At 32.0% G+C, this 21180-nt stretch carries 19 protein-coding genes; 14 read left to right on the plus strand and 5 right to left on the minus strand.

Annotated features, from left to right (window positions below):
- Positions 1-18: 18 nt before the first annotated feature.
- From BB050_RS02665 to BB050_RS02685, 5 genes are all read right to left on the minus strand, one after another.
- The gene (locus BB050_RS02665; RefSeq protein ID WP_008461989.1) at positions 19-1533 is read right to left on the minus strand and encodes a SusD/RagB family nutrient-binding outer membrane lipoprotein; all 1515 of its coding nucleotides are present in this window, start codon (positions 1531-1533) and stop codon (positions 19-21) included.
- A gap of 11 nt (positions 1534-1544) precedes the next feature.
- Positions 1545-4637, minus strand: a complete 3093-nt coding sequence (locus BB050_RS02670) for a SusC/RagA family TonB-linked outer membrane protein (protein WP_066032505.1) — start codon at positions 4635-4637, stop codon at positions 1545-1547.
- Positions 4638-4889: 252 nt separating this feature from the next.
- On the minus strand, positions 4890-5900 hold the full coding sequence (locus BB050_RS02675) for a LacI family DNA-binding transcriptional regulator (RefSeq protein WP_008461987.1): 1011 nt from the start codon (positions 5898-5900) through the stop codon (positions 4890-4892).
- 319 nt (positions 5901-6219) lie between these two features.
- Complete coding sequence (locus BB050_RS02680) at positions 6220-6684, minus strand: transcriptional regulator (RefSeq protein ID WP_066032506.1); 465 nt, start codon at positions 6682-6684, stop codon at positions 6220-6222.
- A gap of 132 nt (positions 6685-6816) precedes the next feature.
- Positions 6817-7308 (minus strand): S24 family peptidase, encoded by a 492-nt coding sequence (locus tag BB050_RS02685; RefSeq protein WP_236940409.1) that lies wholly within the window; start codon positions 7306-7308, stop codon positions 6817-6819.
- A 452-nt stretch (positions 7309-7760) separates the two neighbouring features.
- Here BB050_RS02685 and BB050_RS21715 point away from each other — a divergent pair, with 452 nt between their 5' ends.
- The 14 genes from BB050_RS21715 to BB050_RS02745 all read left to right on the plus strand — a co-directional run bounded on the left by BB050_RS21715 (position 7761) and on the right by BB050_RS02745 (position 20760).
- On the plus strand, positions 7761-7940 hold the full coding sequence (locus BB050_RS21715) for a hypothetical protein (RefSeq protein ID WP_123906984.1): 180 nt from the start codon (positions 7761-7763) through the stop codon (positions 7938-7940).
- The gene (locus BB050_RS02690) at positions 7933-8211 is read left to right on the plus strand and encodes a hypothetical protein (protein ID WP_066032508.1); all 279 of its coding nucleotides are present in this window, start codon (positions 7933-7935) and stop codon (positions 8209-8211) included. Before BB050_RS21715 ends, BB050_RS02690 begins: the two co-directional genes overlap by 8 nt.
- Before the next feature lie 28 nt (positions 8212-8239).
- On the plus strand, positions 8240-8374 hold the full coding sequence (locus tag BB050_RS22205) for a hypothetical protein (protein ID WP_257784747.1): 135 nt from the start codon (positions 8240-8242) through the stop codon (positions 8372-8374).
- Positions 8375-8424: 50 nt separating this feature from the next.
- The gene (locus tag BB050_RS02695) at positions 8425-8958 is read left to right on the plus strand and encodes a DUF3164 family protein (RefSeq protein ID WP_236940410.1); all 534 of its coding nucleotides are present in this window, start codon (positions 8425-8427) and stop codon (positions 8956-8958) included.
- Between the two features lie 263 nt (positions 8959-9221).
- Positions 9222-9461 (plus strand): hypothetical protein, encoded by a 240-nt coding sequence (locus tag BB050_RS02700; RefSeq protein WP_066032510.1) that lies wholly within the window; start codon positions 9222-9224, stop codon positions 9459-9461.
- Positions 9462-10825: 1364 nt separating this feature from the next.
- Positions 10826-11119: a hypothetical protein gene (locus BB050_RS02705; protein WP_066032511.1), complete on the plus strand. Its 294-nt coding sequence runs from the start codon at positions 10826-10828 to the stop codon at positions 11117-11119.
- Between the two features lie 66 nt (positions 11120-11185).
- Positions 11186-11353 (plus strand): hypothetical protein, encoded by a 168-nt coding sequence (locus BB050_RS21805; protein WP_164085575.1) that lies wholly within the window; start codon positions 11186-11188, stop codon positions 11351-11353.
- Between the two features lie 568 nt (positions 11354-11921).
- Complete coding sequence (locus BB050_RS02710) at positions 11922-12167, plus strand: hypothetical protein (RefSeq protein WP_066032512.1); 246 nt, start codon at positions 11922-11924, stop codon at positions 12165-12167.
- Between the two features lie 307 nt (positions 12168-12474).
- Positions 12475-12762: a methyl-accepting chemotaxis protein gene (locus BB050_RS02720; RefSeq protein WP_083219804.1), complete on the plus strand. Its 288-nt coding sequence runs from the start codon at positions 12475-12477 to the stop codon at positions 12760-12762.
- A complete protein-coding gene (locus BB050_RS02725) occupies positions 12759-13211 on the plus strand; it encodes a CHAP domain-containing protein (protein ID WP_066032515.1) in 453 nt (150 codons plus the stop codon). Before BB050_RS02720 ends, BB050_RS02725 begins: the two co-directional genes overlap by 4 nt.
- A 27-nt stretch (positions 13212-13238) precedes the next feature.
- Positions 13239-13730, plus strand: coding sequence for a hypothetical protein (locus BB050_RS02730; RefSeq protein ID WP_066032516.1), 492 nt, complete (start codon positions 13239-13241; stop codon positions 13728-13730).
- A gap of 74 nt (positions 13731-13804) precedes the next feature.
- The gene (locus tag BB050_RS02735) at positions 13805-15871 is read left to right on the plus strand and encodes a hypothetical protein (RefSeq protein ID WP_066032517.1); all 2067 of its coding nucleotides are present in this window, start codon (positions 13805-13807) and stop codon (positions 15869-15871) included.
- Between the two features lie 19 nt (positions 15872-15890).
- The gene (locus BB050_RS02740) at positions 15891-19592 is read left to right on the plus strand and encodes a hypothetical protein (RefSeq protein ID WP_066032518.1); all 3702 of its coding nucleotides are present in this window, start codon (positions 15891-15893) and stop codon (positions 19590-19592) included.
- Positions 19593-19626: 34 nt separating this feature from the next.
- A complete protein-coding gene (locus tag BB050_RS02745; RefSeq protein ID WP_066032519.1) occupies positions 19627-20760 on the plus strand; it encodes a hypothetical protein in 1134 nt (377 codons plus the stop codon).
- The last annotated feature ends 420 nt before the right edge of the window (positions 20761-21180 follow it).

Here is a 21180-nt window from a genome sequence, read left to right on the forward strand (position 1 = left end):
AACCAACCAATTTAAAAATTATTTATCCCACCAGATTCTTGTGGTCATTAAATCTAAACCTTGACGTTGAATTGCTGCTTTATAATTAGCCTCATTTGTGATAAGTTCTGACTGATCATAAATTAATCTTCTCGGAATTGTTCCTTGTGTTTCTCCTGTTGGATCATTAACAGGAACTAAAACTGGGTAGCCTGTTCTTCTATATTCTGAGAATGCTTCAAAACCGTTGAATAACAATACAATCCATTTTTGAGTGATAATCTGTTCGATTTTTTGCGCTTCTGTTCCTGCAGATTTAAATGGATACGTTGTAATATAAGTGTTGTATTCTGCTGGAGTTACCGCAGGCACTTTATCTCCAAAAATGGTTAAGATATTCATCGCCGCTTTTACTCCGTTTTCATAGTAGGTCTGAGCCGATCCGCCAACATTCCATCCTTTTACTGCTGCTTCTGCCAATAAAAACTGAACCTCAGCATAAGACATAATTAATGTTGGAGCATCTAAACGCAATACTGTAGAAGTATTTGGGTCTGAGAATAATTTTTTGTCTCCTCCTGGAAATTCTTTTGCATCATTTGCCAAACCTTGCTGACTTGCCGGATTATTATCTCCTGTTGCTTCCAATTTTGCATAAATTCTTAAACGTGGATCGTTTGTGTTTTTCAACATATCAATAAACGTTTTACTGAATTTAATGTTAGATTCTCCTCCGTTCAAATCGTTTCTCACCCAAGAAGATGTAATTGGATTGGTTTTAACACCTGCAGGACCTGCATCGTGTTTTAAAACCAAACTGTCATCATTTGAAGTAAAAACTCCTTTTGCATAAGCTTTTTCTACAAATTCTTTTGCTTTTGCAGGATTTACTTTAGATAAACGCATTGCAACTCTCAGCATTAAAGAGTTTGCTAGTTTTTTCCATCTTGCAACATCACTTTGGTAGTACAAATCGGCACTTCCGACAAATGGTTTGCCTGCATCAAGTGCAGTTCCAGCTTCGTCTAATTCTTTTAAAAGATCATTGTAAATAGCCTCTTGTGTATCATACTTTGGAGAAAACACGTTTCCGTTATATCCTTTTCCAGCTTCAAAATAAGGAACTTCACCGTAAGTATCTGTCAATTTTTGGAACAAGAAAACTTTCATGATTCTTAATGCCTGAATCATATTGGTATTTTCTGGCGTATTTTCTACTACAGATAATAATTGGAAAATCTGATTTAATCCTTTTCCGTACGTTTCACCAAAAAGAGCGGCAGAATACTCAGAAGAATACGTGTATTTTGAACCTGGCCCTCCAAGTGAAGAAAACTGCTGTACGATTTGTGCAGCGTATAAATTGTTTCCTCTTGTGTTAGAAAAATCTTGTCCGTCTACATAAATCTCAGCAAGCGTAAACATAGATTTTACAGCTGGATCTGTTAAGGCATTTGGATTCTTATTCATTTCTTCGAATCCTTTATCGCATGAAGCTAATGTCAAAGCACCAACAATTGCGACACAAAATATTTTGATATATCTATTTTTCATCTTTTTTAGAATTAGAATTTGACATTAAGTGCAAAACCATAGTTTCTTGTCAATGGCATAGAAGCTCTCTCCATACCTTGAGCATTACTATTTGAGTAATTTGACTCAGGATCGATGTTTGGAACTTTGTCATAAATAGTCCATAAATTATGAGCTGAAAATGCTAAACTAACAGACTGGAATGGTGTTTTTTGTAAATACGCTTTTGGGAAATTGTAAGCAAATGAGATTGCTCTAAGCTTAACAAAATCAGCATCGTAAACAAAGTTTGACGTTACATCACTGTAGCTTCTCCAGTAATTGTAAGCAGAAACGTTTGTATTAACTGGGTTTCCGTTTACATCTGTTCCGTTTACTTGAACACCATTTTCACGTCCTGGAAGCGTAATTTCAGATAATCCGTAACGTGTTCCTAACTGGTTTGTAGCTGAATAGATTTCTCCTCCAAATTTAGCATCAACAAAAACAGAAAGTGTGAAATTTTTATAAGAGAAATCATTTGAAAGTCCCATTGAAGTTGGTGCAACACCTTGTCCTGCAATGATTAAGTTTCCTCTTAAGAATTTACCATCCGTGCCAAGCACTATATTTCCATTAGCATCTCTTAAATAGTCATACGCTTTAATCACTCCAAATGGCTGTCCTTTTTCTAAAACTACATTAGCTCTTCCATCTCTGTTTCCTTCTAATGTTTTCGTCGTAATTTTATCAGAAAGATTTAAAACTTCACTATCATTGTATGCAAAATTATAAGCTACATTCCAAGAAAAACTTGGCGTCTTGATAGCTTTCACATTAACAGCAAACTCCACCCCTTTGTTTAAAATTTCTCCAACGTTAATTTTTGTTGTTCTGTAACCAGAAGCTTGAGAAACGTCAGCATCTGTAATATCATTTGTAGTTTTTTTGCTGTAGAAAGTCAAATCTGTACTTACTCTGTTATTGAAGAATGTATTTTCGAAACCAAACTCAATTGTACTTACATTATAAGGTTTTAGAGTTCTGTTTGGAATTGTTTCTCCGTTTACACCTAAAATTGGCTGTCCTAATGAATCTGTCTGTCCGTCTGGTGTAGTGTAAGTTAATGCTAAAGCATAAGCTTCTGGCAATGCACCTCCAACATTCCCCCAACCTACTCTAACCTTACCATATGACATCCACTCAGGAAGACCGATAACTTCAGAGTAAATAAAACTTGAACTTACAGAAGGATAGAAAGTACTGTTGTTTGCAGGATCTAATGTTGAAAACCAATCTTCACGACCCGTTAAACTTAAGAATAAGAAATCTTTATACCCGATATCTGCAGAATAGAAAAGAGAGTTTACTTCGCTTTCTGAGAATAATTTTTCTGTTTTATCTGGTTGTGTATTTCCATAGAAATATTTGAACGGAACAATAAAGTTGTTTCCTTTCATTTTGATTCCGCTGTATCTATTATGCTGGCGGTTTGCACCAATAAAAGCATCTAATGAAATATCTTTAGCAATATCTCCCTTGTATCCTAAGAAGCCAGAAGCATTTACTTCAGAACGAGTTTCGATTCTGTTTTCGATAGATCCTCCTGGATTATAGTTTATTCCAGTAGGTTCAATTTCAGTATATTCATAATTAATATCATCAATACCAATAACAGCCTTCGCATAAATTTTATCTGTAATGTTGTAATTTACTTTTGCGGAACCAATAAAACGCTTTCTAAGGTCGTCGTTTAATGGAGATTTCGTAGCAAAATAAGGATTGGTATGATATACGTTTGCTCCTAAAAAGTCTTCTTCGCCGCCATTAGCATCATAAGGATTGCTTAACCATCTAATATCTGAACCTGGAGTCATGAAAGTAGTTGGAAAAGAAGGGTTTCTTGGCGAGTCATTTAAATACGGACGGTTATGGCTTTTCTCTGAAATATATTGAGCATTACTTTCAATGCTAATTCTTTTATTTGGAGCCGAATTTAAGCTCAAAGCCACGTTGTTTCTTCCAAAAGTAGTTTCTGGCATAATCGATTCGTCTTTAGTATTTCCGAAAGACAATCTGAAATTTGTTGATTCATTTCCTCCAGAAATTGCTAAAGTATTGCTGAAAGAATATCCAGTTCTGTAGAAATTCTCCACATTATCTTTTCCATAAGCTTGATAAGGTCTTGTTTTACCGTCAAGTGATAAAGATGGCGTTCCGTCATATTTATCCCCCCATGCAAAATAGTATGAGTCTCTAAGTTCTTGCAAATTGTTAAATCTAGTTGGCACACCACTCGCATTTGGAGCTCCAGCACCATATTGATCTTGCCATTTCAAAAGGCTTGCAGGCGTATTAAAAGAAGAATTTGTGCTGAAATCTACTCCTATTCCTGTTCCGTTTTTACCTTTTTTAGTTGTAATTAAGATAACGCCATTTGAACCTCTATACCCATAAAGAGCAGAAGCGGCACTACCTTTAAGAACCGACATCGAAGCGATATCATCTGGGTTAAAAGATGACATACCGTCTCCTTTATCCGCACCTCCCCACATACCTGCATTTCCTTGCTGTGTATTGTCAATCGGAATTCCATCAACAACATACAACGGCTGATTAAGCCCTGATGCAGAAGTTGCTCCACGAATTACCACACGACTAGAACCTGACGGTCCAGTAACTGGTGCCGAAACGTTTACTCCGGCAATTTTACCTTGAAGCGCGTTTCCTAAGTTAATTTCTTTATTTTTTGTCAGGTCCTCTCCTTTTAGTTCTCCAACTGCGTAACCTAAACTTTTCTTTTGTTTTTTAACTCCAAATGAAGTTACAACAACATCTTTTAGTTCTTGTGTTGTTTCAACTAACGTAACGGCAACTCTTGTATCTTTTTCTTGAACTGCCACTGATTGTGACTGAAACCCTATAGAAGATACATTAAGGGTAACTTTACCTTCGGGAACATTCATTCTAAATCGGCCTTCGGCGTCTGAAATAGCACTAAATGGTTTTCCCTGAACTTCGATTGATGCACCGACAATTCCCTTGTTCTCTGCATCTGTAACTATACCGGTTATTAATCGATTTTGCGCGGCAGCACTCAAACTGCTAAGCAATATCACTCCTAACACTGCTAATATTCGTCTCATAAGCGTTTTTTTGGTTATTGGTTTTGATTTGTTTTGTGTTTTGTTGTTAAGTTGTTTGTTTTTAAATAATTAATAAAAAATTGTACTCTATTTCAATATTACAGCTCGAATAACAAGTAATCTCAATAGCTGTTTTAGTTTTTTAAAGTCTAAGAAAATCCAGAAAAAATCTTACTAAATCGTTTTAGTGAAATGATTAAAAAAAAAGTCACACTTTTTAATTTCTAATTTTCGTTTTTAATTTTCGATTGGTTAAACAGATTCTCTTATTATCAAAGTCCCTTTCTTGAGAACCTTTTCTATTTTGAAATCTTCCAAATTTGTCATCTGGCTCATTAGCAACTGTATCGATTTGACGGCAATTTCTTCAATGGGCTGTGCAATAACTGAGATTGTGGGCGTGTGCAACTTGAAGCTGTCATGATCATCAAAACTTATGACGGAAACATCTTCGGGAATTTTACATTTCAAAATCCTAAAAGCCTGAAGTCCTGCAAGTCCGAGATAGTTGGCTGAAAAAAGAACTGCATCTATTTCTTTATTTTTCTTGAAGAAATTTACAATGGCTTCAATTCTGCTTTGCTCACTTGAATGATAATCCAAATGAAGTGTATACTTTTCGTTATAAATTCCTTCTTCTTTTAAGGCTTCTACATATCCTTTTTCTCTTAGCTTCATCTGAATCATTCCAGACTCATTATTCACAACGGCGATATTCTTTTTTCCTTTGTGGATTAAAAATTTAGTGGCCGAATAAGATGCTTCGTAATTGTCCATTAGAACGTGACTTACTTTTTGGTTGGCAAAATATCGGTCAATCAAAACAACAGGTTTTTGCAATTTTAAAAGCTGTCCGATTGTTTTCTCTAAATTACGAGTCGGCGTAATAATAAAACCCTCCACATTGGCTTGCAAAAGACTCTGCACTAATTCTTCAGAACGGTTATTATCATCACCAGTACTGCAATAAAAAACTCTGTAATCTATATTTTTTGCTTCGTCTTCTATAACTCTAGCCAAATCCGCAAAAAACTGATTGGATATGTCCTCTACAATAAGTCCGATTGATCTTGTTTTTCCAGTTCTCAAACTACTAGCAATCATACTTGGCTTATATTGCAATTTTTGCGCTACATCCTGAACTTTTTTAATTACCGTTGGGCTAATAGCCATTTTTTCGCCCTTTCCGTTGATCACAAAAGACACAGTAGAAATAGAAACTTCTGCCTGTTTCGCAATATCTCTAATTGTAATCTTTTTCATCGGACAAAAAATGTATTGTTGAATATTTTAGTACATCGCAAATATATGCAAGTGAAACTTACAAAAACGTTTTAGTAAAATTTTTTTTCAATAAATCGTTTTTTTAAAGCGAAAATAAAGCGAAAAATTCAGCAAATACTGGTTTTTGATTAGTTATTGTCAGTTTGACTTTTAATATGTATTTTGTAGATTTTGTGCTGTTTTAGCTGATTTTTGATAGTGTTTTTAATGATTAATATAAAAAACACCGATTAGTTTTCTAATCGGCCTTCTTTATATTCACGCAATGATTCGAGGCTTCCCAAAAGTTACGAAAAAATCACTTAACTGATTTCTTTATAAATAAATTCTCTATTTCATCAATAATTCTTAATCCTTCGGCAATTTCTTTGGATGTCTGAGTTTTTTTAACGCTTGTTTGAAGTGACAAAAACTCTATTTTACCTTTATAAAACTCTATTTGCTCTGATAAAAATTCCAGTCTCTCTTTTAAAAGATTATTCTCAGCTTTCAATGTTTTATTAAGCAAATCCTGATCCTGACTAAAAGTTTTTGGATCTTCAATTTCATACATTCCAATTTCAACATTTTCAGAAAGCAGATATTCAAAACTCATTTCAAAAAAGTCATGCAGCTTAACTATAAAATCAAGTTTTGGCATAGTTCCTTTTCTATAATTTCGAATATTTGCCTCACTTGTATTCATTGCCTTTGCAAACGAACTATTGTTTCCTTTGAATTCTTTAACTGCTATATCATTAATCTTTTCATTTATCGTGCTCATCTAAAAAAAGTGTTACGAAATAATACCTCAAAAGATTCGATATTGGTTTCGGATTATTAACAAATTTATAAAAAATAACAGAATATGATTTTTTTTTAAAGAAACCATATTTCCTATTATAAACTAATTCTTTTACATCATTGTATTGATACGGATGCTGGCTTTTATAAGTGCAAGCGCTGAAATCTTTGAAATATGAATATCTTTAGGCTGATGATGAGAATTCTGGCTAACCAATTTAACATACTCAGTTCCTTGATCAGATTTCTGCACATACTTTACAGTAATGTATTCTTCCCAATCATTTAGTTTTACACTCAAAAGATACATTTCGCCAAAAAAGATATTCTCGAATTCAGTTTCCTTATACAATACAATATCTCCTGATTTTAATAATGGATACATACTATCTCCTGTAACCGAAATTGCTCCGTCACACTTTGGCAGATTCGGAATTTTTATAGTATCCAAAACTCTTTGCGGTTCGCCACTATTAAACAACTCTCTTAATCCAGCAACAGCTTCTAAATCATACAATGGAATTTCCTGGTTTACATGAATTGCATCAGCAGTTTTTCTATCATTCTTCATAATCATCACACTTGTGTTATCTTCCTTGATCATAGGCCCATTGCCTGTTAAAAGCCACTCAGAATTTATCTCGGGATAATAGTGTAAAATTTTACACGCCTTATCTGTCCCCATATTACTACTATTATCTAAAAACTTATTTGAAAACCCCAAATCGTTACAAAACTTATACTTAGTAATCCCTTTATAATCAAGATACTCTCTCATCCTATCAGTTGACCCCATAAAAAATCGTATTTTTTTACGTTAAAAATTTGTTTTGATGTATAATTTTACATTATATTTGCAAAGTAAAGAAAAATAAAATTTAAAAACAACAGAAATTTTAACAAATTGACACAGCACATAATTTATAATATTATCATAAAAATATCTCAAACACATAAAAATCAATTAATTAAAACAAAAAAAAGCTCATAAAACAAAACTCACCAACCCACTACACTAAATAAGAATAAAACTACGAATAAAATGTAATATTAATCATGGATCATAAAAATCATCATTTATATAAAAAAACAGAGAAAATGAAAGCAAGTCAAATCAAAGAAAAAATTCAGGAACTGGAAAGCTGGCTTATCGAAAATCCTACTAGTCCTGAAAGAAATTTAATCGAATCAGATATTAAAAAATTAAAAAACTTATTAGATAAAAATTATGAATAAAAATCAAATCGAAGCACGAATCGCTCAATTGTATCTGGCACTTCAATATTGTTCTGAACGAACTAAAACATTTACCGCCGGAGAAAGGATTTGCATCAACCAGGAACGTTTTCAATGGATGCATATTTTGGACGACGAAACCGCTTCTCCCCGTCCCGTTCCAAAAAACATTGAAAACAAATTAAAAGAGGTCTCAAAACTTGCCGTGCAACACAATTTCAAGCCTTATTACGGCGACCCTTTTAAAAACGAAATCATACTATACAATTAATTACTAAAACATTAAAAACCAAATTATTATGGACACTTCTTTAACAAACACAATCAACTCACCTATGGATTTATCTCAGTTTTCGGCTCAGGAATTAAAAGATGCTTTATATCGAATTGAAAACAAGAAAAATGAAGAGAGAGAGACGCTTACAAAAAACTAGTTGCAGAAACTATACCTAAAGCGCTTTCAAGACTACACGAAACATCTGAAATGATGAGAAATGCTAAAACTGAAACTTTTCAATTATTTGAAACTATTCTGGATTTAAAAAATCAGGTTTATGGCTTCAAAGAAAAACAGATGTCACACACTTTTTCTAATGACAAAGAAGAGATTACCATTGGATATCGTATTAATGAAGGTTGGGATGATACCGTAACTATTGGGATTGAAAAGGTACAAAATTACATTTCTTCTCTTTCGACAAGCAAAGAAACAGCATCATTAGTAAAAATTGTCTTTAATCTTTTAAAAAAGGATGCCAAAGGAAATTTAAAAGGATCTAGAGTCTTAGAGCTTCAAAAACTAACGAAAGAATTTAACAATGAAGAATTTACAGATGGTGTCGAAATTATCGCTTCGTCTTTTAAACCTGTACGCTCAAGCTGGTTTATAGAGGCTAGCAGAATAGACGATAACGGAGTTAGAACCAATATTCCGCTCTCCATGTCTTCTGTAGATTTTTTACAAGGATATGCTTTTGATTTCTTTAACCAGCAAAACAACCAAAACCATGCAGCCTAACAATGATATTTATGCATCAGCCTTACTGGCATTATTACTGATAGCAACTAACTTAAAGCATGTTTTAACGTTTCGAGAATGGCTAAGTTTCAAAATAAACACAACTTTCAAACAGTATCAAAACGAGCGCAAAAATAGAATTGCTAACAAATCTTAAATCCCCCATTGATGACGTATCACTTTTCAAAACGTTTATCATAGCAGAATAAACACTTTCATTAAATTACTTTAATTCATTTATTTCAACATTTAATCATTTTACTATGCCTATATCCAATCAAAGAAGCTTGGGAATTCAGAAAAACAAATTACTTCGATATAAACTTATAAAAGAATTATATCAGAAACACAAAACTGAAGACATTCCCACTACGGTAGTCTGGCGCAAATATATCTATCCTATTTACCCTATTTCAAGAACTACATTATACGAAATACTTTGTACTCCTATAACAATCGAACTCAAAAAAATTGAAGAATTAAGCCAGAAGGCTGCTTCATAATTTTATGCACAAGCAAAATTTCCTTTGCTGTACAAGATTGTAAAAACTTCGAACATTAATGTTCAAATACCTTGCATTCTCTTTTATTAAGCATTTAAAGTTCACATCTTTGCCCTCACATTAGATACACAAATTTTTGCAGTAAAAAGAGAAATCAAATTTCCTTAAACAACTTAAAACCCAAAATCTTAAAAAAATACGTTCTCTTGACATTCCAGTATAGAAAAAGCCTGTAGCAATTTATTTCTTACAGGCTTTTTCTTCTAAGAAAATATCACAATTTATTATCTACTAAAATAACAGAATGTTAAATAAATAATAAAGACAGCATAAATATTATGAGAAAAAGTTTCTAATTAAGAATCAATACAATAGTATAAAATTTATATTTTCTTCATAAAAAATATTCCAAAAAGTTCGTTTTATCAAAAATGATAAATTATTGACTCCTTTAAATAGAAATAGACAAAAAAAATGGATTCCATCTCGAATGTTAATTTTTAAGAGAATATTTCGACATACAATTTTCCTGAATATCTCTTTACGTGAAACCTCAAATATAGGATATTGAATATTACGAATTTTACTACTTAACCTATAACAAACATAATCATGATTACCAAAAAACAAGAGTACATAAAATTATTGCGTAGACTATTTTTAGAAGGAAAAATCAGCATTGAAATATTAGAATTATTGCTAATCTGCGAAAAAGAATCTCTTAATTGATTTTACGAAAGAACCAATTTAAAGCCTCAATAATTTTAGCCCGTTCTTAAAAATTCTTTTTGCGATCAGGGCTTTTTTCATACCTCTCGTATATGCTCAGTTTTTCATTTTAATTCAAAAATTTAGCAAAGCCTATGTTTTTTTGAAATTTCCCTTAAAAGTAAATCTTAACAAATCTCTCAATTAAACATCTCCCGAAACATACCACGAAACATCTTTCGAAAACATACAGTTTAATTTACAAACTAATTGATGTAAAACCTAAATTATGCGGTTTAATAATGAAACAAACACAAAATTATTTGCAATAATGAAACCAAAACCATTACAAAACACTAAAAATCAATATCATAAAAATAAATCGAAAAAAGTTTCGTTTTTATTTTGATATTCGAAATAACTTTCGATATTTGTAAGAAATTTAGAAGTGCTTTTTACGAAATAATAACTTTTTACTTATGACTGGACCCATAAAAAATCATTCATCTTAAACTAAATCAAAATGACTATTTCACAAATAATTGAAAAAATACAGGAACTGGAATCCTGGCTCGTTAAGAATCCAAATAGTGCTGAAAGAAATCTTATCGAATATGATTTAAAAAAATTAAAAACCATTTTACAATTACGAAAAAATGAATAATTATCAAATTAAAGAACGCATTGCACAGCTTTACACTGCACTTCAGTTTTGCTCAGAAAAAATAAAAACATTTTCGGCTGGAGAGCGCATCTGCATTAATCAGGAACGTTTTCAATGGATGCATATTCTAGAAAATGCAGAAGCTGAACCAAGGCCCGTCTCACTGGATCTGGAGAGAAAGATAAAAGAGGTGAACAATCTTGCCGTAAAATATGATTTCAAACCTTACTATGAAGATCCATTTGTAGATGAAAATGAATTTAACCTTACAACCGAAAAAAAATAAACTGTGATTTAAATCGTAAAAAATACTCAATTAATACTACCAAAATAACCCATAAACTATAAATCAATGCACCCAAACAATGACATCTACGCTTCTTTACTTTTAGGAGCCTTATTAATTGCTACAAACTTAAAACCCATAATGACTTTTCGTGAATGGATTAATTTTAAAATAAATTCTACTTTTAAGCAATACCAAAATGAGCGTAAAAAAAGACCTCATCACAGATCCTAAAATTAACAGGTTAACAAATCAAATTGTTCGCATAGCATGGACTAAAAATTGGTTTTTGTAAAATATACTTCCTTCATAAAAAAACAAGTATTTTATAGCAATGAAAGATATTGATTAAAATACTTGTTTTAAAATACAAGCCCTCAATAAAACTAGATTACTACCAAGTCCAGATCTGTTATAAAACCATTTTTTAGCCTTATAAAATAAAAAAGGTTCCTGTTTTTCTCAAAAGATTAAGAAAACAGGAACCGAAAAAGCGGGCGCTTACTGCCCTTGTCAAATAACTCAAAACCATTCTTTTTCCCGAGATGTTCCAGTGTTTTTATAATACTGGAGCAGGATTGTTGTGCGGACTCTGCAGACTTAAATCATTAAGTTATTTAGGCAGAATGACTTCAGGACGAAGCTCCGGAACATTTCGGCATTAGAAGAAGAGCAGCCATTGATATATTAGGATCAAATGGTTTTGGCTATCTGTGATATCATTTATAATTACTCGTTGATGCCTCTAAGGCAATATTTTAATCTAAAAAACAATTCATTTAATCATTTTACCTCTTTCATTATGGCAATATCTAACAACAGAAGTCTTGGAATCCAAAAAAATAAACTTTTACGCTACAAGCTAATCAAAGAATTATATCAAAAACATAAAACTGAAGATATTCCTACTACTGTAGTCTGGCGTAAATACATTTATCCGATTTACCCCATTTCGCGTACTACATTGTATGAGATTCTTTGTACTCCTATTACTTCTGAGCTCAAAAAGATTGAAGAACTGCTGCAAAATCAGACCAAAAGCTTATAAACTTATAACTTGTTTGATAAGCAATATTTCATCTGAATTGCTCTGCAAAGATGTGCCTTTTTTTTGAGTAAAAAAGCTCGTTGTCCGTTGACTGAACAACTCTGTAAAGCACCAGAATACAAGTGTTTAAGCACCTTTCATTTGTTTTTTTTACTGCTTTTTTAAGCCAATCTTTGTACCTACAAAAGGAAACAACTGCAGCAATTAAAAACAGAAAAACAGGCCTTATTTCTTCCAAATAACAAAACTCAAAAGCTGTTTCTCCAAAAACAAAATTCAATCCTAACATATATTTATTAAACATTAAATGGAACAGTTTCTATACCCCACTCTTACCGCATTTTTTGCCGCATTTATTACTTGGTTTTTCTCGATGAGAAAATCATTGGCTGAGGACAGAGCAGCCGAACTTGACAATGCCGTGAGCGCCGTAAAATATTACCGCGACTTACTTGATGATCTTACTGCCCGATTGACCAGTGCAACCGAAACCATCAAAAAAATGGAAATACAACATAAAGAACTGATGTTGATTAATCAGCAACTAGTCGATGAACTACAAAAATTTAAACAACTAAACGGAAAACAGCAATGACATTAGCCCAAAAAACCTTAGAAACTGCAATTGCTCAGGTTGGCGTTGAAGAGATGCCGCGAAACAGCAATGCTGGTCCTGAAGTCGAGATTTATTTAAGAAGTGTCGGACTTGCAAAAGGATATCCTTGGTGCATGGCTTTTGTTTACTGGTGTACTCAAAAAGCAGCATTACAATTAGGCGTTAAAAATCCTTTAAAGAAAACAGGCGGCGTACTCGACCAATACAATTCAAGCAAAGCCTTAATTAAAAAAGAACCTCAACCAGGCGATGTCTTCATCATCGATTTTAAAAACGGAACGGGCCATGCCGGAATTGTCGATAAAGTCGCAGGAACGCTGATCTATGCCATTGAAGGAAATACAAACGATATGGGAGGTCGCGAAGGCTATAAAGTAGCCAGAAGAAAAAGAGAAATCAAAAGCATTAAAGGCTTTTTAAGGCTCTAAAAATCAGCAAAAATCAAATTATAACATATGATACATAATTTAAAACGTCTTGTTTTTTTGTTTTTTTTAGGCTTAGTTCTGGTTTCGTGCAAAAGCCCGAAACCGGTTCTAAATGAAGAAAAAGCAAAAACTATTACCATTAAAGAAACGGTACATGATACTGTCTTTAAAATTCAGAAAGACAGCAGCTCTTATAAAGCTTTGCTGGAATGTCAAAACGGAAAAGTAGTTGTTAAGAATGTTACTCAGGCCGAACCAGGGCGTACATTAAAAAGCCCAAAGGTTCGTCTTGAGAGCAACAAACTCAACGTAGACTGCGAACTCAAAGAGCAGGAACTCTACGCCCGCTGGAAATCTCAACAGGTAAAAGAAACCGAAGTAAAAACCATCAACACCACAAAATTTGTCAATTACTTGACTTTCTGGCAAAAAGTACAGATTTGGTTGGGGAGGATTTTTCTTTTGGTGTTGGTTTATTATTTTGTAAGATTTATAAACAAATTCTACCATTTATTTTAGAATCAAGTAACCAATTTTAAACAACAATTCGCTCTAAAATTTTCAATTGAATTTTAGATTTAAAAACTAAACACATGTCGAAAATATATTTTTTTACAAAAGAAAGCTCAATAGAAACCGATCAATTAGCAGAACTAGCTTTTGGACAGCAGCCAGATGTAGGCAATGTTGAAAAATACAATTTGGATAATAATTTTACTGTTTCTGAAGAAGCTCCAGCCTATGCGATTACAAAATCATTAGTATTGGCAATGCCTAGTAATGCAAATTCTTCATTATTAAACTTTGCATTGCTTCCATTGAACACTTATGTTAGCGGTTTCCCTGTAAAAATGTTTATTTACAGAGGAATTAAAAAATCATCATTAGTTGATGCGCTTCAAAACATTCCAGAATCCGATGGAACATGGGATTCAAACAATATTCTTAAAGTCATAAAAGAGGTACAGGATAAACTAAATGCAAAAAATGGAACTGATTTAATTGCTAAACCAGATTGCTTAGGTCTCAACTTTTCAGAACTTCCAGATACTACTTTTATCGAAAAAATATTTTTTGACGATACCGATAGTTTCCATCCGCTTATTGTTGAAGCAGGATGCCAAATTGGAAAATTTGCTGGCGGGTCAACTCTAGCAGGAATTGAAGTTGTCCTTGATATGATTGGCTATGAACCAACATTTAAATTGCTAAAAGCTCCAAACCATACATTAGAAGTCGCTAAACTAGTTATTGACAGCAACGCAACTGAAGCTGATAAACTAAAACTAAAATTTAACAACAGATTTCAAAAAGAAGAAGTCTTAAGTTATCTTGATATTACCGCATTTTATGGTGCTGCAAAAAATCAAGGCTTAAGAATTAAAGGAGCCGATAATGGTGATAACTTCTTACAGAAGTTTTACAATAAAAATACGGTATACATTGACATCAGAGACGATTGGGGCTTTTCATACAATCACTTCTTTAAGTTCAAAGACGAGTTAAGAGTTGGTTTTTACTCAGCAGATAGTGCTGTTAAGGATCCTGTCTATACTGATATGAATTACTATACTACTTGGCCAATCCTTAAAATTACTAATCAAGTTTATAATAATAGCAAAAAGTGGTTTCATATCAAAATTCCTATTGGAATTGGGAGCCCTGAAAATGCAAACTTTTTATCTTCTTATGTTGGCAAAATTTCAACTGAAGTTGATACAACGCAAAAGAAACATTTCATAATTGCTGATGGCAACGGTAGTAATTCGATACAGCTTGAAGAATCTGAAGCTATTAAATTAAAAAACTGGAAATATGATAATAATAAGTTAGGTTCAAATTACTTCCTTCTAAAAAAATCGACAAAAGGTAATGGTAATGAGCAACAAAATATTTCATCTATATGGAATAATTTTTTCTCTCTAAAGATGAATAACATTTTTGGATTTGCTAATTTAATTGATGGCGACTTTAGAGTTTACACTTATTCTTCTATTAACTCTCCTATTATCATTGATTCTGCAAAAGGAGAAGCATATTTACCTACTTCTGGTATTGCGATCGATAAAAATCATGTTACTTTCTTTGCTTACAAAGATGAAGCTGTTTACAGAAGTTTAGATGAGAAAGGGGATTATCCTGTCACTTTAATAGGCAAAGGTAAATTCAATTTAGAATTCAAAGCTAGTGATTATAACTACGAAAACACTGAAAATCCTCACATTGGTTTCTTAAATCAAATTGTAAAAACATCTAAAATTGGAAATTTTGAGTTAAATAAATTTTCAATTCCTAATTCGGACACTACATCTGAGGTTACCAAATTTTTGACTTATTCACAATCTGGCGATTCAAGTATTAATGATCCAGTTTTCAAAACTTTTGAAGCAATAACACTAACACACCAAGAATACAATGTACTAAAAACATTTCAAGAAAATTCAAATATTGATTTTCCAAATCATCCATTGTTTATTAAATACAAAGATTATTCTTTCACAGCATATCAAACATTTAAACTTGAAAACTACACTCTTACTTTAGGAATTCCAAATATTATTGACAACAAGGATCCCGACTTAAATTTCTTAACAATTGTTGATTCTCCAAACGAAATCATTTACGACAATTTACCTATTACTTTAACAAGCATTAATTAAATCTTCAATCGCTTAAATTATGTCCTTACATATATCCAAAAACGCAATTAACAATATACCACTAACAGATGAAAATCTTACTGATGACAGCATCGGAGGAGTTCTACTAAATGAACCACTATCGACTAGTAAATACTTAATAAAATTAGCTAAAAATGATGTCGATTATCAGAAACTTGGGCTTAAATACAAATCTTTTGGACAACATATTACAATTCTAAAAATGGCCCTAACAGCCATTGATGCAATATACGATGAATATACAATTCCAAATGAATTAATCGCAACAGGAATTTTTGATGTCAATCTAGAAAATGCTATTAAAATTTTCCAAGGAACGGCAATTTTTACTGCAAATAAATCTATTGATATTAATGGAATTGTCGATTCAAAAACTTTATTAGCAATTGATGCTGCATTGAGTCAAGATCATATTTTTGACTACGAAAAGAAAAAATATGTTGGAAGAGTAAGCTCGAAATCATCGTTTTATATTGGCAGTGACATATCTAACCCAAATCCCAATTATAAAATTATAATAGAAGGTGGTGATGAAATTACAATTGAAGCCCAACCAGAATTTGGTTTCTCTTATATCAATTCTGGAAATGATGATAAGCACGTATATGGTGTTCCAAATAAAAAATTTCAAACTGAAATAGACAAGCATCCCTTAGTAATTGCAAAAAATTCAAAAAGAGCACTTGAAGGAATTCCCCCCATAAAAAGTATTGGTTTTGCAAAATTGGATTATAATTTGGAATTTGGTAATGCAAGTGTTCCAATGGGAGATATTCAAAACGAATTAAGTAAAACTGCTCCCTTATTATTTGATGATAGCGGCGCAAAACAATACAAAATTAAAGAAGGAGATTCATTATCTCAAATAGTGCTGGAAAACTATTATGGAGGAGTTGGATATGTTATTGTTGACCCTTATAAGAAAGTGCCAATTTTTACTTTACCAGGTAGAACACCATTTTCAGAAGCTAATAGACATGAAGATGCAAGATTTCAATTTTATCATAATCTGCTTTATTATTACAATTCAGAAAAAATCGGAGATAATCCTGTAAAAGAATGGGGTTTTAGAACAAATGGTTATGAAAGATATTCAGTTAATCACTTAGATTTAGTAAATATTTTTGATAATAAATTTATCGATGATGACGAAGAACAAGAAGGCGATCCTAAGACAGCGTTGCCTAATTATTATCGTTTTCTAAAAAGGATGGAAGAATTAAACCCTAATAGTAAAATGGCATTTGATTCACTAGGAAATACTACATCTTTTACAACAATTACAGGAGAAAATATTTGGATTCCCTCAAGAAAATTTGCAGATGCCATGTATTACTTTTTAAATTTTAGACATGATGAAATGCTAGTTGAGGAAGAAGATCCCGATGATGAATCATCTACAATCCTAAATTACATAAAAAATGAAGCTTTAGACAATCTTGTTAATCGTTTAGAATCTGCTATAGGTAAAATTGTAGATATTAGTGAAGAAGTAAAAACTGATGCTGTTGCATTATATCATGAAACTATCGATTTCTTTATTTCTGCATATAATTATGTGACACAAAGTCTGGTAGATTATTGGCCTCGAGGTCTTGGTGGGAAATTTGGTATTGGTGGAAGTCTTGTATGGGGAGCTCCAGTCAAAATCAAATCAGATCTTGAAAAAAGTATATATCGCAAAATGTCTAAAGCCGATGAACTAACCTTAGTTTTTAACAGGGATATGATTGTAGAACTTGGATTGGTACAAACCAATGGATTCAGAATTGGTTTTGGGCAATATTCTGGCCATGGTCATTCAAAAAAACTTATTGGTTTTGGTTATGGCTACTCCCTTGATGGAGGTATAGAATTAACCCAAAGTACTGAATACGAATTTCCTATAAGACAAAATGAAACCGCTTTACTTACTGCGATTATGACGGTTTTTGTAGATGAAGTAGTTCGCAATGTAGTCAAATTTTTTCTTCATCTTGATTTACTAAACGTTGATGCTAGGCAATATTTAACTAAAACGGAATTTAAATTTAACGCAAAAGTTGGGGCTAAAGTCAATGCTTTTGCAGGAGTTTTCCCTACAGACAATAATAACCATAATATTCCTATACGAAGTAATGCAGATGCTCCTGAAGTACAGGAAAGCAATAAAGGTTATGGTTTGATAAACAATATTTTTGAAAAAATACCATCTGTAAGATTAAATACTGCAGGAGATTTTAATGGTGGATTTGCTTATGGCATTGAAGTAAAATACGATAAAAAACCTTTTACTCAGGGAAATAAAGGAAGAGTTTTTAAAGAAATGGAAATTGATTACAAATATTTTATCGGTGCCCAAGTGGACACTACATTTATTAATAATCTATTCAAAACCTTATCTCCAGTTTCTGGGCCAAACATTGGCAGCAATATTGTTTCTTTTTTCAAAAAACTAGCTGAAAATTTATCATCTGAAAAAAAAGGGATAACTTTAGGCAAACATTATAAGCTTACAAGAACAGGCTCTCCTAATTCAGTAACTAATGATGATTTTTTATTTAATGTTGTACATATCAATGAAGATAATAAAACATTAGAATACGAAGGAAAAAATATTAAAAAAGAAGTCTCTTTATATTTTGGAGCCTCTTCAGGTGATCCCGGTTCGCTTGCTGAACCTGGAACTGAAGTAAAATTTAAATTGAATATGCCAACACTTTATGATTTGTGGCTAAGTTCACTTCCAATTGTAGGTCCAACACATGCCATAAAAATATTTAAAGGAATTGAATACCAAAAAAAGGTAGGTCTTTTTAATTTTGATTCTAAAACTGATAAGATTGCTGACAATGGTCTCTGTATTAAAATATTAAAAATCATAAAATCAACCAAATTCTTTGATATTAATAGCGATGAGATAAAACGTCTTAGCCCCTATCTTGAAAAAATGATAAAAAACACTAAATCAGGCCTGTGCCTAAATTTAAAAATGGAGATTGAATTTAGTGAAGTAGTAGAATTGATGCAAAAGGTACTTGAATTCCATTTAAAAAAATTGTATCTAAAATATGTTCTTTTAGCATCAGATTCTGAGAAACAAGACAATGTCGATATATCTCTTGATACTCAAAAAGAAAAAATTCAAAAAATATTAAAGCAAGAAAATGTGGAAGAAGGAAAAGATCATTACACAAAAATGTACAGCAATGAAACTTTCCATAATACAAAAACTAATAAAGATGTCGATGGGCTTTTATTATACATTACAAAGGAAATTGGCAAAAATGGAGACCCTAATGGAGACTACTCCGATGTTATTCCTAAATTTCTAATGGGAGTTATCAATATGGATGCTTATATGAATAATAAAACATTCGAAGGTGAAGAAGATACTGATTATGGAGTTTCAGCATTTCTTGATGTATTTAGTTTTATTGCTGTACTAGGAGGACTTCAAGTCAAATTAGAGAGCAGATTAAGTAAAGGTTACGAGGAGGAGCTTACTCTTGGAGGAGGAGGAGACGTTGTAGGTGAAGCATTAAGAGGTTTTATTGAAGTTAACTTTCAGCCCACATTTTTTGAAAATGGATTACTAACAGATCTTCCATATAATGACCCTTTACGCAAAGCATTTGATGCAATTGATTTTTTATTAGGAAAATTAAACAAGTATAATCGCGTCGGAGCAAAAACCCTCTTTCAGGTATTAAAAAAATAGCTTATTTTTCAACAACTTTAAAAGTGTTTTTTTTATGAAACTATTCTTTAACTTCCTTTTTACGAATATATTATTATTATCAATTACAACTACGGGACAAATTTCAGCTAGTTATGACGCATTACTAGTTCAAAAAAACAACATTTATACCGCACAAAACCTAAAAGATTCTGTAAAAGCAGTTTATCTAAAATTCAGTACTATCAAAAATAGTCTATCCTATTATGAAAAAAAAGATGCCATAATGTACAATGACATTAGAGGTTGTGACTATACATATTTCGATAATTTGCAAAGAATCAAATCGAGTTCTTATTCACATGTTCCAAAATCAGATTATCTAACTTATAATTATGAAGAAGCTGATGATTATGAATATGATGAGAAAGATTTTCTACAAAAAACAAAATACAAAATCACCCTAAAGCATTATTTTCCAGTTTATGATAAGAACCTGTTAGTGAAATTAAATAAAAAAACAATTCCTAAAAAAGATGACGTTTTCGGGGAAGATGGAAAAGTTTGGAAAGATTACAAAGAAAATGTATACGTTTATAATATTGATCAAGCTGGAAGAATCCTTGAAGAATTAACATATTTTGTTAACAGGATAGGCAAAGAAACACAAAATAAAAAGTATCAAAAGAAAGATCTCTTTACAAAAAAAACATTTTTATATAATGAGAAAGGACAAGTCATAAATCAAAAAATTATTGGTGCAGGCCCTTTGGCAAAAAGAATACCTTATACGGATATGGGCACTGAGAGTCCTTTTTGTGAGGATTTACAATTTCAATACTCCTATGACTTATCAGGACGTATTACAAAAGTAACTATGTATGGTTGCGAAAAAATAATCACCAAACAAGAATATACCTATCACCCAACCAAAGATTATGTAGAAACCGTAAATTATTATGTTACAGGACCTGGTCAAATATCTAATCCTACAAGGAGCTTTATAAAGACGTTCAATGAACAAGGCGATGTAATTGAAAAAGAATTTATTCCTAATTATCCTGAACAAACTCTAGCCGTAAAAAAACGCTATTACACCTACGAATACGACAGCCATAACAACTGGATAAAATGCAATATGTTTCTTGAAGGAACACCAGATGGAGAACCAACTTTGGTTGCCGAAAGAAAAATCGAATACTACAATTAGTTTTTTCAAAATACTATCTCAATGCTGCGCTTAAAATAAAGCGCAGCAAAAGATAGCTTTACTTTACTTAATGCACACGCTTTTCAACACATCTTTCCAAAAGATCGTTAAATTCTTATTTCTATTGAGATTTATATCTCTAATTTTCTAAAAAAAGGCTTAATTAAAGCTTGCAATCTCAATTTCTAACAATTGAGAAATTTCCCTTTTCTTTTCATTCAAAGACTAGCTTTTTTACCTTGAAAAAAACTTAGCTGTCCACTTTCTGTACAACTCTGTTAAGTACTACAATACAAGTGTTCAACAACCTTGCAGTTGTTTTTTAAAGCACTTTTTTTTGTAAATCTTTGCAATGTCAAAAAGAAACAAACATCTAATTAAGAGCAACATGCATCAAAAAAACTACTTCAATATTAAGTA

This window comes from Flavobacterium anhuiense, from assembly GCF_001705175.1.
Classification (GTDB): Bacteria; Bacteroidota; Bacteroidia; order Flavobacteriales; family Flavobacteriaceae; genus Flavobacterium; species Flavobacterium anhuiense.